The following is a 13,588-nucleotide window of genomic DNA, read 5'->3' as shown; positions in this document are numbered from 1 at the left end:
CTGTTATCTAGTTTTGAGAGAGCAATCTCTTGTCTGGTGGCGATAGCGAAGAGGTCACACCCGTTCCCATACCGAACACGGAAGTTAAGCTCTTTAGCGCCAATGGTAGTTGGGACTTTGTCCCTGTGAGAGTAGGACGTTGCCAGGCATTTTTATTATCGCGGGGTGGAGCAGTTCGGTAGCTCGTCGGGCTCATAACCCGAAGGTCGCAGGTTCAAATCCTGTCCCCGCAACCAAATTATCTTTTATACATACTTGAATATATCATTATTATCCTTAGGCATAGCCTAAGGATTTTTTGTTTGGCTATATTTATAAACACTTGTTTAGGTTATGATATAAGATAGTGATGCAGATTAATCAGGAGGTTTTTTCATGTTACAAAGTAATATTCAAACTTATATTGAAAAAGAAATGAACGTTCAAGGTCAATCTTTATCTCTATACCAGGAAGAAAAGGAATATGCGTTGCAAAAAAAGTTGGTACCGCAAAACCTGATGATAGAAGAAAAAGAGGAATCTTTACGTTTTAAAGATTCTTATATCGAAAGAGTAGATAAAGAAACGGACGAGCTGATCGCAGAAGAATCTCCTCTTTCGTTTTTAGATACGCCCATTTCTTACTTGAAAGAACACAGAAGTGAATTTCTATATGTAGAATCAAAATGGTTCGAATTTATTAAGCTTGATGGATGTTCTTTTGAAGTGGATGATGTGTTTGGCACATATAAAGTATTAACCGGGCTACATATGCAAAAAAAATTCGGTTCTTTACTAAAACAATTTTTTGCTAAAGAACTTAATGAAAGTCCAACAAGCGTCCAGCTTTTATTTAATGATAAAGATGGATTATGGGATGTGAATATTGAGTTAGATGCTATAAAAGAGTTTAATGAAAAAATGTCGATAGGTGAAGTTCTTGTTCTTACATATCGTTTTTTCTTTCATCTAGTGGAGTATGTAGAGAACGAAAAGGCTTAAGAAATGATGATGACTTTCACTGTAAAGCATAGAACGTAGTTTCTATGCTTTTTTTGATGAGTAATACGTAATGAATGCTAAATGAAGCTGGAAATACATTTACATCTCTATGTTTTTATGGAATGATAAAGAGTATCTTTACCTATATGACTGCTATGGGTGAGGAACAACTATCAGGAACTTTTCTAGTTTTTTGAGAAAGTAGCTCACATATTAGCTGTTAATAGGACTCAGAGCAAGAAAGCTTCCGTAGGATGAAGTATAATATATACATACAGGAACTATTTTTAACTTTATAAAAAATGTCTGCTGACGTATGGGATTATAAATAAAGAGGGGATGTTCATGTTATTAAGAAAAATAAAGTCTGAAGAATTGGCAGAAGTCTATCAAATGGGATATGCCGCATGGCCTAAAGGCAGGACGTACAAAGAGTATGTGAGAGATAATCAAAAAGAAGAAACATATGGAATTCGGTATGTATACGTAAATGAAGAGGATCAAATTATTGGTTCATTTATTTTGCTTCTTTTACAAACTCCTCGATTAAAATTTGCTTTGCATGGTATTGGATCTGTTGTTGTACACCAGCTTTATCAACGAATGGGGTATGGCCGTGATATGCTTGAAGACTTTTTTAAAAAGATGAAGATAGAGAAGCGCAGCGCTATTTTTATGCTGTATAGCGATATTCTTCCTGAATATTATCATCAGTTTGGGTTTAAGGAGCTCCCTTCTCATTTACAACGTTATCCTCAATCCATTGCTATGGTAAATTGCAGCGAGTCACAATATGAATACTTAAGTAAGCAATCCATAGAAGACATACCGGCCTATTTTTAAAAGGTATGTCTTTTTTATAGTATTTATCGGCATAATCGTTTACAATTTTATGTAAGCGTTTTCTTTTTTTAGGAGATGAATGATTTTATTCGTCCTCATAACCGTAGGCAAATCGTGCAGTTAATATAAATTTTATTACATAAAACCTTGCTATCATCTTACTAGTAATTCTTATTCATTTCCATACCATACCGATATGTACGTTTGCTGCTAAGTATAACCATATCAATATAAGGAGGAAGCAGGAAGATGAAACGATTATTTATAGCAGGGATGATTTTTATACTTTTTTTATCTTTAGGTGCTGTATCTTCTTCAGCCGCAGGAAGTTTTACCTCTAAAACATATAACGGAAGGACATACAAACTGTACGTACCTAGCAGTTATCAGGGAGGTGCTGCCTTACCTCTAGTAGTTATGCTACATGGCTGTACTCAAGACCCTGATCAATTTGCAGCAGGAACACAAATGAATGAACTGGCGGAGACAGAGAAGTTTCTTGTTCTTTATCCAGAACAACCCTCTTCTGCTAATTCAAATAAGTGTTGGAACTGGTTTGATACTGCTCATCAATCAAGGGGAAGCGGTGAACCAGCGTTAATTGCTGGAATGGTCAATCAAATAAAAAGCAGTTACTCAATAGATGCCGACCAAGTCTTTGTTGGAGGGCTATCTGCTGGTGCAGCTATGAGTGTTATTATGGGAGCTACTTATCCAGACATATTTGCGGCTATCAGCGTTGGGGCTGGCTTAGAATATAAAGCAGCGACTAATGTGACAGGTGCTTATACAGCAATGAGCAGTGGAGGTCCTAATCCTATCCAACAAGGAGATTTAGCCTATTCAGCCATGGGAGATTATAAACGAGTGGTTCCAGTTATTTTGTTTCATGGGACAGCTGACTACACTGTTGCGCCTATAAATGCGCATCAAATATTATCGCAATGGGCTCAAACAAATGATAGAGCGTCTGATGGGCTGGATAATAACAATATTGATGATACGGCAGATCAAACTGCAACAGGTACAGTATCTGGTGGAAGAAGCTATACGCAATATATTTACAAAGATACAGCAGGAAAAACAGTAATGGAAAAGTACATGATAGAAGGAATGGGACATGCTTGGTCAGGGGGAAGTACATCCGGTTCTTATACAGATCCTAAAGGACCAAATGCAACTAAATTAAGCTGGAACTTTTTTAAAAGCCATCCGAAAAATGGTGATGCTCCTAATCCAGGAGATATATCCCCACCGGTTACAGCTGCTTCACCAGCGGGAGGAACGTATGGAAGTTCTGTTTCTGTTACATTATCAACCAATGAACCTGCCACCACTTACTATACATTAGATGGAAGCATACCAACTGTTAATTCTCTAAAGTACTCTGAGCCTATTACCATCAACTCTAGCAAAACAGTAAAGTTTTTTAGTGTAGACGCAGCGGGTAACCAAGAGGAAGTAAAGACGGAAGTTTATCAAATTTCTGGAACTTCAGAGAAATCTTCAGTATTTTCTTCACTTGCTGCTGAAGATGGATTTATCGGAAACTTATCAGCTGACGGTATGAGTAGTTCTATTCATAAAATTGGGGATAAAGGAATGTACAATACCGACACATACCGAACCATTTTATCTTTTGACACAGGTTCTTTACCTGATGATGCAATCATTACGGATGTATCTTTAAAAATTTATCGCAAATCTTCAACTGGTAATATTTCATCTTTGAAAGGCGATATTAAAAGCGGTGTATTTGGAACTAGCGGTGCTTTAGAACAAATAGATTATCAGGCTTCACCATCTATTTCAGGAGGCTTCCAAATATCAGTGCCTTCACTCAATAATGGATATACAACTATTCAACTTCCTTCCTCGCTTTGGGGATATATGAATAGGACCGGCAAAACTCAGTTTCGCTTGTCAAGCTCAGGTCCAGCGGACTTTTTAAGTGACGTAGTTGAAATTTATGGGGGCGACAATCCTGCATATGCTCCAACTTTAACTGTTTCATATCAGTAAAAAAACCTTCTAAAAGCTAACTGCTTTTAGAAGGTTTTTTTTGCTGATAAGTTACTTTTATCACCGAATACAACTCCAACTTTTTATAGAGTTTTCTTCAAATTTTGACATGATTTTGATGAAATTTAATCATTATTCAAAAATGAATTGTCAGAAATATTACAAGAAAATGTTTAAAATTAATTAAATCCGTAATAAAAGTAAAATATTCCTGTAATGGAAGTGAAATGAACAGGTGGTATCATTCAGTCATTGAGTAAATAAGGAGGTATTCGGAAAATGAAGAAATTTGTATTTACTCTAGGGACAACGGCAATTCTTTCAGCAGGATTTGTAGGTGCAGCATCTGCCTCTACAAGCGGAACGTATGAAGTACAAAAAGGTGACACTTTATGGAAAATCGCTCAAAATCATAATGTGAGCGTAGACGAGCTAAAAGATGCTAATAACTTAACATCAACACTAATTTATCCAAATCAGACACTAAACTTATCTAGCATAAAAGAAATCGTACATACTGTAAAACGTGGTGACACTTTGTGGTCAATCGGTCAACATTATGGCGTAACAGTAGAAGAAATTAAAGAATGGAACGGTTTAACATCAGATTTAGTTTTCCCTGGAGAACAATTTAAAATTAAAACGGCACAAGCAGCTCAATCTCAAACAGCTAGTGCGCCAGTAGCAAAGGCAGCTCCACAAGCGCAGCAGTCTCAAACGGCACAAGCTCAGCAAGAACAAGCAGCACAAGAAAAAACGCAAAAAGAACAAGAGCAAGCACAAGCACAGGTAGCACAAGAGCAAGCACAAAAAGAACAAGAGCAAGCTCAAGCAGCACAAGCACAGGCAGCACAAGAACAAGCACAAAAAGAACAAGAGCAAGCTCAAGCAGCACAAGCACAGGCAGCACAAGAGCAAGCACAAAAAGAACAAGAGCAAGCTCAAGTAGCAGCACAAGCACAGGCAGCACAAGAGCAGGCACAAAAAGAACAAGAACAAGAGCAAGCTCAAGCAGCAGCACAAGCACAGGCAGCACAACAAGAACAAGAGCAAGAGCAAGCACAAGCAGCAGCACAAGCACAGGCAGCACAAGAGCAGGCACAAAAAGAACAAGAACAAGAGCAAGCTCAAGCAGCAGCACAAGCACAGGCAGCACAAGAGCAAGCACAAAAAGAACAAGCAGCTCAGCAACAGCAACAAGCAGCTCAACAGCAGCAACAGCAGTCTCAACAGCAAGCTAGCGGCAAGTCTATGACTGTTGAAGCAACAGCTTATACAGCTAACTGTGCTGGATGCAGTGGTACAACAGCTACTGGAGTAAATTTAAAATCAAATCCAAATCAACGAGTAATTGCGGTTGATCCTAGCGTTATTCCATTAGGTTCAAAAGTATACGTTGAAGGTTATGGTCAAGCTGTAGCAGCAGATACAGGTGGCGCAATTAAAGGAAATCGAATTGATGTATTCGTTTCTTCAGATAGTGCTGCACAAGACTGGGGCAGAAGATCAGTTAAAATTACAGTTATCGACTAATACTAGTCTTATAGAATAGAAGTAAAGAGAGATGTCTTTTAGGAGACATCTCTTTTTTTATGCTTAAAATGAACGTTTGAAAAAATTAGGTCCGGGCATACTAAAATTTATAGTAGGAATTAGTTTGTTATATTAGTAATTATTTCTTGATTTGTATACAATGTTTGAGTGTCCTAAAAAGCTGAAAATATGTCAGGAGTATAGAAATATGAAACTTTATAAAAAAATGGCTTTACTAATAGTGCTGGGTGTTATCGCAGGATTCTCGTATCTAGGCTATCAGGGATTATTTCAGCACGATGATCATTTGAATACGTCTGATCATAATCCTTTATCTTCTTCTAAACAGAAGCAGAATAGTATAGAAATTGTAGGGAACCCAGAATCCATTGCTGTGTTAGTAAACAAGCAAAATCTTCTTCCTGATCACTATGAACCCACTGACCTTGTATACCCAGACGTTCGGTTTGTATTTAAAGAAAAAATCGAAAAGCGCCAAATGCGTACAGAAGCAGCAAAAGCATTAGAAAGGATGTTTTCAGCTGCTGAACGAGAAGGAATTTACCTAGCCGGTGTTTCTGCCTATCGTTCTCAAAGTCGTCAAGAATCTCTTTATCAAGCGTATATAAAACAAGATGGAGAAGCGGCAGCTAATCATTACAGTGCTCATCCAGGCAGCAGTGAACATCAAACTGGTTTAAGTATAGATGTATCAAGCAGCACCGGTAAGTGTGCAGCTCAAGATTGTTTTAAAGATACTCCTGAAGCCAAATGGATTGAAGCAAATTCATATAAATACGGATATATTGTTCGCTATCCAGAAGGAAAGCAGCAGATTACAGGTTATAAATATGAGCCGTGGCATATACGATTTGTCGGAAAAGAACTCGCCTCTAAGGTGTCTAAGAAAGGAATTACGTTAGAAGAATATTATAATGACTACATGCAAGTTGATAATCTGGTTCAATAAAAAAGAAGAGTTATATAAACTCTTCTTTTTTTGTATTGCTGGAATATACCCTTACTTTAAAAAGGGGAACGAGGGAAAGATGTAGAGATGAAGCACGGGATGATATATCCTATGCCTTACTAGTAAAAGAGTTAACGTTTATAAATTATAATGAATTTTGTGATAAAGAATACTCATGTTCGTTTTCATTTCCCTTCACATATTCTACAAAAAAGGGAGGTGAAAGAAAATGAGTTTTTACGGAGGTTATGGTTATGGGTACGGATCAAGTCACGGAAGTAGCTTTGCGCTAATCGTTGTGCTATTTATTTTACTAATTATCATCGGTGCTTCATGGGCAGGGCACTATTAATCAGGTGTCCATAAATAAACTCCCTTGAAATAATTCAAGGGAGTTATCTATTTTTATCTATAAGTAGGTAACTGTAAGTACGCAGTGCTTACATATCCTTTAAAGCCGTTGTATTCTACAAAAGCCCAATCAAATGAAAGCTTGTTATCTTTTGAGTAGCCCCAAGCTAAGAAGCTGACGCTTTTTCCTTTAGGAATAGTTGTTACAACTTTGTTGCTTGTGCTAGGCCCTGTGCGTAAATTAAGGTTAGCAGCTGTATGAACAGTAGTAGGGACTTTCATTAAATAGGAAGTACTGATATATCCGGTGCCGCCAATTATTTTAATGGCGGCCCAGTCTGCATTTACAAACTTGACTACTTCGATTTGATCTTTTTTTCTTAATGTATCAAGAATCTTTCCCTGAGTGCTAGGTTTTGTACGTATATTGAGTACGTTTGCGGTCACTTCATATACGCTGAACGGTGCGTTTATTTTTTCTGCTGCACTTGCTGTTTGCTCGTGAGTGAATGGCAGTGTTCCAGATAGAGATGAAAAAGTAAAGCCCGCTGCTAATGCTAAAACCGATATAGATTTTGTAATTGTCTTCATACAAATATCCAACTCCTTAGTGAAATAGGTAATAACTTTTCTATAACACTAAGAATAAGGGTTACTTGTTTCTAAGTTGTTACCAACATATATCCCAGTTGTAAATTTATAAAAGGTCTGTAAAAAAGTTTATTTCACCGACCTTTTAATAGCTTTATTGTTACTCCTCCTCGCGATCTTCCGTTGATTTGTAAAAAGAAAAATATACAAAAACAGATAATACTGTTCCATAAATGCTCCACAAAGCTAAAGCGAAAATGAATTCTTTCTGCAGGCAATAAATAATGGTTAAAGCAACTAGTGCCATAAAACTTATTAAAATGGTCTTTTTCATAAGCACCCCGCCTATTTAGTTTGATTACTCTATATGCTTTTTGATCTTGCTTTTACCCTATAATTATTCGACTATTGCGCTAAAGATGAAAGGAAAAAGTTAAATAAAGCCGAACTTATAATAAAAAGAAGAATGCAGGGGGCGTTTTATGTTAGAACAACATGTGTTAGAAGATATACAAAAGCTACAGTCTATTTGCGAACAAGAAGAGCACATAGAGCTGAAGCTGAATTTTGATATGTTACGAAGTCGAAAACAAAATGAAGTTAACGATTTTTTTCATTATGAAGATAATCAGCTTGTTGGGTTTATTGGTCTTTATGGGTTTGGGAATACAGTAGAAATATGCGGAATGGTCGCTCCTAGCTATCGCCGAAAAAGGATTTTTTCAAAGCTGTTTTCTCAAGCTTTACATATATGTAAGAAGCGTGGGTATACAGAGATTTTATTAAATGCTCCTGGCGATTCGGTTTCAGGCAGGGAGTTCTTAAAGCAAATTCCATGTTCATTTACTTTTTCAGAATATCAAATGAAGTGGGCAGAAAAAGAATTGGAAGATGATAATCCCTTTGTTACACTTCGCTCTTCCCAATCAGATACAGATATGAAAATGGAAATGCAAGTCGATGTGGAATGCTTTGGTATGTCTTTAACAGAAGCAGCTGCTTATTATGAACAAACGAAAACGGAAGAACAGCAAATTCATTTTATCGTAGAGTACAATAGTCAAGCGGTTGGAAAGTTAAGGGTATCGTATGATAAAAGCGAAGCATGGATTTATGGATTTGGTATTTTACCTTCTTACCAAAAATCAGGAATAGGAAAAGCTGCTTTAAAACAAGTTGTTTTAAAGCAGTTTCGGCTAGGATATGATATATTTCTTGAGGTTGAAGCGAAAAACAAACGCGCTTTGCAACTCTACGAAACATGCGGTTTCGATTCATATCACGTGCAAGATTATTACGTATACAGCTTGTAGATAAAAAACACGGAAATCTTAGATTTTCGTGTTTTTTATTTATATATTAGATGATATGTGCTTTTTTGAGTAAATAATGAGAAAGTAGAGAAAAAGTGATATGCCCGTTGATAGAAACAGGGAAGGCCATACAAACATGATAGGAGCGCTGCAAGCAAGGATACACGTAAGAATACCTCCAATAAATGCTTTTCTAAATAATTGATAAGCCGTATACCCCAGGCTAATACTGACAAATACATTGATGAGGCTAAGAAAAATAAACGAAAAAAACAAATTATCTCCCCCCTTGTTTTTAATACACCATAAAAGAAATATTTCACATTTTTAGTGTAGCAAAAAAGAAAAAATTTGGATCCTAAAGGTGAAAAAGGAAGCGATCTGTGTTATGTATAGTAAAGTGAATGAAAGCGTTAAAAACGGAAATGAGTTAATAAAGCAATGCAGTAGAAAGAAAGGAGTAATAGGATGGAATTTGCCCATATCTTTACACTAAGTGTATCTGTTGTAACAGCTATTAATGTTTTATTAGCCGGTATTCTTATTTTCATCGAACGAAGAGATATAGGATCTACATGGGCGTGGCTTCTTATTTTATTTTTTATACCGATTGTCGGCTTTATTGTATATCTATTCTTTGGAAGACAGCTAAAACAGAAGAACTTTTATAAGTTATCATCTGATGAGCGGGAATATTTAAGATCTTCAGTAGATGAACAATTAAAAGAACTTAAAGCTACCCATGAGTATCGAAATGATTTATTGATTCAACATAATAAACTGCTGTTCACTAATTTAAATTCTTCTAAGTCACTCGTGCGCACGGACAATGAAATTGATATCTTTAGTGATGGTAATCAGAAATTTGATGCATTGTTTGAGGACATTCGAAATGCTAAAAAAGAAATTAATATTCAATATTATATTATTCAACGAGATAATCTTGGGAAAAAATTAAGAGATGAGCTAACAAAAAAAGCAAAAGAAGGCATAAAGGTTCGCGTTCTTTATGATGAAGTAGGATCTAGAAAAATGACGCCATCATTTTTTAAGGAGCTTATTTCATATGGCGGCGAAGCACAGGCGTTTTTCCCTTCAATTTTTCGCTTAATTAATTTTCGGATTAACAATCGAAATCATCGAAAGCTTTGTATTATTGATGGTGAAGTAGCATACATAGGAGGATTTAACGTAGGAGATGAATATTTAGGGTTAGATCCAAAAATGGGTTATTGGAGAGACACTCATTTTCGTATTAAAGGAGAGTCAGTGAACGATATTCAAGGGAGATTCATTTTAGATTGGCATCAAGCAACAAAGCAGCCAATTGAACTGGAACAATTTTTGCATCGTACAGAAACTCATTCTGGAACGGTTCCTGTACAAATTGTAGCAAGCGGGCCAAACTCGACTACTCAGCATCTGAAAAACATGTATATCTCATTGATTATGTCGGCCAAAGAAAGTGTGTACCTTCAAACGCCTTACTTTATTCCAGACGCAAGCTTTATGGATGCTTGTAAAATTGCTTTATTATCTGGAGTAGAGATTCATATTATGATTCCAAACAAACCCGATCATCCTTTTGTTTATTGGGCTACGTGGTCTCACGTAGGCGAACTGCTGACGTATGGTGCACATATTTATCTCTATGAAAAAGGCTTTTTGCATGCTAAAACGATTGTAGTAGATAATGAAGTGTCTTCTGTAGGCACGACGAATATTGATCCACGAAGTTTCAGCCTTAATTTTGAAGTGAATGCAGTTGTATATGACCAGCCTATTACCAAAAAGTTGCAGAACCTGTTTCTTGAAGATGTGCAATGCAGTTCAAAATTAACGTTTGAACGATATAAAGAGCGCTCTCTTCTTATAAAATTTAAAGAAGCGGTATCTCGCTTACTGTCACCAATTTTATAATACAAATCATTGATATCATGAAGCAGACTTGAATTTTTAGATTCAGGTCTGTTATTTTATTGGTTTCTCCTTGTAAGGAGAGTTAGAGATAAAATTAAAAAGTTTTACCAAAAAATCCAAGGGTATTAATACTATAACAAGCTAAAAAATGATAATACCTAGGAGGAATAGAAAATGACAAAAAATGTAGTAGGTACGTATGATTCAGAGGCAGCGGTTATTACAGCGATTCGAAATTTAAAAACACAGGGATATCCGGACAGTGCACTTTCTGTCTTGACAAACAGTGGTCTGCGTCATGAAAATACAGAAGCGATTGAGCATTCTGCAGGAATTGATGTGCAAACAGTTGATACAGATCAACACTCAAAGCACCATCAATCCTTTATGGAGAAAATAAAAAATGCTTTTACGCCGTCTGAAGAAAAAATGGATCAAGATGTTAATCGAATCGAAAATCAATTAACCGAATATGGTGTACCTGCTGCAGAAGCTTCCTCATATGTATCTGATCTTAAAAAAGGAAAAGTTTTGCTGATGGTAGACGCACTTGAGCATGATAAACATAATTCAGCTCTAGGACAAACAGTGACACCTGCTGAAAAATCAGCTGACCCAATGAATGAAAAAATGTTATACGGCAATCACGAAAATAAAATAAGGTAATGTTGAAGTAACCAAATGCGATAATAAAAGACTGCGTTCTTAAATAAAAGCTAGTTAACGAAAGGAAGGGGACCGATGAGAAATCTAGAAAAAACAGAATACGAACTTGACTATTTAAAACAGCAGCAAGAAGTTAATCAGAAGCTCATCAAAGTTTCACAGTCTCTTGTTGCTACGTTAAAACAGTATGAAGAAGAACCAGAGAATACGGAAGTATTAGCTGTTCTTGCTGACTTAGAAGGTCAGCAAGAGCAGCTAAAAGCAAAGACCGAAAAGATATCTAAAGAGCTTGCATATTTATAGAGTGAGATGAAAGAAGTTCCTATAAAAGGAACTTCTTTTTATGTTTTATCATAAACAATCTATTGTGAGAGAAAGAGAACCTTATATAACGGAACGTAAACGTTATGGAGAGGTTTTGTTTTAGATACATATAGAGGAGAAGAAACGCGATAAGAGATTATGTAAAAATGGGAAAAGGAAGAACGGTTATTCGCTCTTCCTCCAACCGTATTGCTTATGATAGTGATTTAGAAACGTCCGCCGCCAAGTTGCTGTTCAGCCATTTGCACAAGACGTTTTGTGATTTCGCCGCCTACTGAGCCGTTTGCGCGTGCAGTTGTGTCAGGACCAAGAGTTACGCCAAATTCACTAGCGATCTCATATTTCATTTGATCGATTGCTTGTTGAGCACCGTGTACTGCTAATTCGTTGCTGCTCTTATTTCTGCTGTTTGCCATCATAATCAACTCCTTTTATAAGGTTAAGATTATGATTTGATTAATAGATAGTTTTTATACATAAAATAAAAAAATTTTTTCAGGGACTTATAGAATATGCTTATTGGAATAAAGAACCAAAAGTTTCCGCTAGGTAACGGAAAATAATTATGTGTAGAAAGAGAGAGGGGGCAAGTAAAATAGAACACAAGTAAGTAAGCGGTTACAAAACGATTAAGATAGAAGGAGAATTTTAATATTCCTATTCTATTTAAAAGGAGGAGATTTGCTATGTATCAAAGGTTAAAAAAGTCTGTACTATTGGCTATTACATTGAGTTTAGCAATTGGCATTGTACTCTCTTATGAGAAAGCAGCGCTGGCGAAGCAGACGCACGAAAAATCTACATCCTATCGTACAGTGACAGAGATTTATGACTGGGGAGCGGCGATCACAAAAATTATTATTGACTTAGGTGAACCTGTTCCAACCAATTCACTTACAAAAGAAACGTTTAAGGTGCATGTGGCTCGAAGTGATAGTCGATTAGAACCGTCTTTATTGGAACAAGGAGGTCGTACAGTAAAAAAAGCCTATGTATCCGATAAAGATGGACAACCAGCCGTACATACTGGAAAATATGCAGTTTTAGAAATGGAAGTTGGACCAGCTGTTTCATTAGGAGCACCACTAAATTACGATGAATATGGTACAGGGTTAAATGCATGGATAGACAGTCAATATACCATTACTCAGCAAAAAGACATGATAACAAATAAAGGAAAGTTGTCAGGGCTTGTAGTGAAACAGTTTGCGGGAGAGAAAAAAGAACTCGTAGATGATTTTACAATTAAAAAAGGTATATATCAAAATATAGAATTAGCATACGCAAGTCATGCACCAGCAAAGGATAAGAAAAAGAATCCATTAATCATTTGGCTACATGGTGGAGGAGAGGGAGGAACAGATGCAACAATTCCCTTATCTGCCAATAAAGCTGCTAGTTTTATCACAAAAGAAACTCAGGCTTATTTTGAAGGTGCCTACGTTTTAGTACCGCAAGCGCCAACAAAATGGATGGATGGTTATACGGGTAAAGCGGATGGAACTTCTATTTATAAAGAATCACTGATGGCCTTAATTGAAGAATATGTTTCTAAAAACCCTGATATTGATCCCAATAGAATCTATATCGGAGGAGCATCTAATGGCGGATATATGACTATGCTTATGATTCGTGATTATCCAAAATACTTTGCAGCAGCATTTCCAGTATGTGAAGGACTAAATGATAGATTAATTACGAATCAAGATATTGAAAAGATGAAAGAAACACCTATTTGGTTCGTAGCCGCCAAGAATGATACGGTCCTTCCGCCAACAATTAACACTCTTCCAACTTATGAACGTTTGGTGAAAAGCCATGCAAATAATGTTTATTTATCACTATTTGAGGATGTCCATGACACCACAGGCTTGTATAAAAATAACGATGGTTCGCCCTATCAGTATAATGGACATTCATCTTGGATATATCTGTATAATAATGAGCCCAACGCTAAAATAAACGGAAGCACAACAAGCATAATGGAATGGATGAGCAAACAATCGTTGAAAAATTAATCATTTTAAAAAAAGCTGTTGCACATTGAACAGCTTTTTTATTTCTCTTTTAAAAC

The 13,588-nt window shown here is 36.4% G+C and carries 14 protein-coding genes, 1 tRNA gene and 1 rRNA gene; 13 read left to right on the top strand and 3 right to left on the bottom strand.

Going from position 1 to position 13,588, the window contains the following annotated elements:
* Positions 1–32: 32 nt before the first annotated feature.
* The 8 genes from rrf (at position 33) to AC1DEF_RS24740 (ending at position 6,701) form a co-directional block, all read left to right on the top strand.
* Positions 33–148: ribosomal RNA gene (gene rrf / locus AC1DEF_RS24775) — 5S ribosomal RNA — on the top strand.
* An 11-nt stretch (positions 149–159) separates the two neighbouring features.
* A tRNA-Met gene (locus AC1DEF_RS24770) sits at positions 160–236 on the top strand.
* A 139-nt stretch (positions 237–375) separates the two neighbouring features.
* Positions 376–981: a hypothetical protein gene (locus AC1DEF_RS24765; RefSeq protein WP_013081582.1), complete on the top strand. Its 606-nt coding sequence runs from the start codon at positions 376–378 to the stop codon at positions 979–981.
* Between the two features lie 345 nt (positions 982–1,326).
* Positions 1,327–1,824 (top strand): GNAT family N-acetyltransferase, encoded by a 498-nt coding sequence (locus tag AC1DEF_RS24760; RefSeq protein WP_013081583.1) that lies wholly within the window; start codon positions 1,327–1,329, stop codon positions 1,822–1,824.
* A gap of 249 nt (positions 1,825–2,073) precedes the next feature.
* Positions 2,074–3,846 (top strand): extracellular catalytic domain type 1 short-chain-length polyhydroxyalkanoate depolymerase, encoded by a 1,773-nt coding sequence (locus AC1DEF_RS24755; RefSeq protein ID WP_097824962.1) that lies wholly within the window; start codon positions 2,074–2,076, stop codon positions 3,844–3,846.
* A 279-nt stretch (positions 3,847–4,125) separates the two neighbouring features.
* Complete coding sequence (locus tag AC1DEF_RS24750) at positions 4,126–5,379, top strand: 3D domain-containing protein (protein ID WP_477727572.1); 1,254 nt, start codon at positions 4,126–4,128, stop codon at positions 5,377–5,379.
* 208 nt (positions 5,380–5,587) lie between these two features.
* Positions 5,588–6,349, top strand: coding sequence for a M15 family metallopeptidase (locus AC1DEF_RS24745; protein ID WP_043982682.1), 762 nt, complete (start codon positions 5,588–5,590; stop codon positions 6,347–6,349).
* A 229-nt stretch (positions 6,350–6,578) separates the two neighbouring features.
* Complete coding sequence (locus AC1DEF_RS24740; protein WP_080781703.1) at positions 6,579–6,701, top strand: YjcZ family sporulation protein; 123 nt, start codon at positions 6,579–6,581, stop codon at positions 6,699–6,701.
* A gap of 53 nt (positions 6,702–6,754) precedes the next feature.
* Here AC1DEF_RS24740 and AC1DEF_RS24735 read toward each other — a convergent pair whose 3' ends face one another.
* Positions 6,755–7,291: an SH3 domain-containing protein gene (locus AC1DEF_RS24735; RefSeq protein WP_097824964.1), complete on the bottom strand. Its 537-nt coding sequence runs from the start codon at positions 7,289–7,291 to the stop codon at positions 6,755–6,757.
* Between the two features lie 160 nt (positions 7,292–7,451).
* Positions 7,452–7,625 (bottom strand): hypothetical protein, encoded by a 174-nt coding sequence (locus tag AC1DEF_RS24730; RefSeq protein WP_165575601.1) that lies wholly within the window; start codon positions 7,623–7,625, stop codon positions 7,452–7,454.
* Between the two features lie 148 nt (positions 7,626–7,773).
* Here AC1DEF_RS24730 and AC1DEF_RS24725 point away from each other — a divergent pair, with 148 nt between their 5' ends.
* From AC1DEF_RS24725 to AC1DEF_RS24710, 4 genes are all read left to right on the top strand, one after another.
* Positions 7,774–8,604 carry a GNAT family N-acetyltransferase gene (locus AC1DEF_RS24725; RefSeq protein ID WP_097824965.1) on the top strand — a complete coding sequence of 277 codons (831 nt, stop codon included), beginning with the start codon at positions 7,774–7,776 and terminating at the stop codon, positions 8,602–8,604.
* A gap of 468 nt (positions 8,605–9,072) precedes the next feature.
* Positions 9,073–10,524, top strand: a complete 1,452-nt coding sequence (gene cls, locus AC1DEF_RS24720) for a cardiolipin synthase (RefSeq protein WP_097824966.1) — start codon at positions 9,073–9,075, stop codon at positions 10,522–10,524.
* A gap of 174 nt (positions 10,525–10,698) precedes the next feature.
* Positions 10,699–11,190 (top strand): YflT domain-containing protein, encoded by a 492-nt coding sequence (locus AC1DEF_RS24715; RefSeq protein ID WP_097824967.1) that lies wholly within the window; start codon positions 10,699–10,701, stop codon positions 11,188–11,190.
* 75 nt (positions 11,191–11,265) lie between these two features.
* The gene (locus AC1DEF_RS24710; RefSeq protein WP_097824968.1) at positions 11,266–11,493 is read left to right on the top strand and encodes a hypothetical protein; all 228 of its coding nucleotides are present in this window, start codon (positions 11,266–11,268) and stop codon (positions 11,491–11,493) included.
* A 227-nt stretch (positions 11,494–11,720) separates the two neighbouring features.
* Here the strand turns inward: AC1DEF_RS24710 and AC1DEF_RS24705 are convergent, their stop codons facing one another.
* The gene (locus AC1DEF_RS24705) at positions 11,721–11,930 is read right to left on the bottom strand and encodes an alpha/beta-type small acid-soluble spore protein (RefSeq protein ID WP_016762907.1); all 210 of its coding nucleotides are present in this window, start codon (positions 11,928–11,930) and stop codon (positions 11,721–11,723) included.
* A 270-nt stretch (positions 11,931–12,200) separates the two neighbouring features.
* On the opposite strand from AC1DEF_RS24705, the gene AC1DEF_RS24700 reads away from it, so the two are divergent.
* A complete protein-coding gene (locus tag AC1DEF_RS24700; RefSeq protein WP_097824969.1) occupies positions 12,201–13,532 on the top strand; it encodes a prolyl oligopeptidase family serine peptidase in 1,332 nt (443 codons plus the stop codon).
* Positions 13,533–13,588: the final 56 nt, after the last annotated feature.

The sequence above is a fragment of the Priestia sp. 10L35 genome, assembly GCF_056395685.1.
This window is presented reverse-complemented; position numbering and strand designations above follow the sequence as displayed.